The 335-nt window shown below is 65.4% G+C and carries 1 protein-coding gene; it reads left to right on the top strand.

The window, feature by feature from the left end; all coding sequences use genetic code 11:
• Positions 1–30: 30 nt before the first annotated feature.
• Positions 31–335, top strand: a 305-nt coding sequence (locus DIE11_RS36690; protein ID WP_221622490.1) for a hypothetical protein, incomplete at its 3' end; no start/stop codon positions are given.

Below are 335 nucleotides of genomic sequence, written 5' to 3'. Positions count from 1 at the left end.
GCCACCGAGCTATCGGTCGAGCTCAGACCCGTGGACAGCGAGCTGATGCCGGTCGACGTCGACGTGGACAGCGAGCTGATGGAGCTGGTTGCCGACGAGAGGCCCGTCGACGTGGAAGTCGAGAGCGAAGCCACCGAGCTGTCGGTCGAGCTGAGCCCCGTGGACAACGAGCTGATGCCGGTCGAGGTCGACGTCGAGAGCGACGAAATCGAGCTGGTTGCCGACGAGAGACCGGTCGACGTGGAGGTCGAGAGCGAAGCCACCGAGCTATCGGTCGAGCTCAGACCCGTGGACAGCGAGCTGATGCCGGTCGACGTCGACGTGGACAGCGAGCT

Origin of the sequence: Burkholderia sp. Bp9012 (genome assembly GCF_003853825.1) — a bacterium.
Lineage (GTDB): Bacteria > Pseudomonadota > Gammaproteobacteria > Burkholderiales > Burkholderiaceae > Burkholderia > Burkholderia diffusa.
The sequence above is the reverse complement of the archived record's forward strand: the minus strand, read 5'-3'. Positions and strand labels throughout refer to the sequence as shown.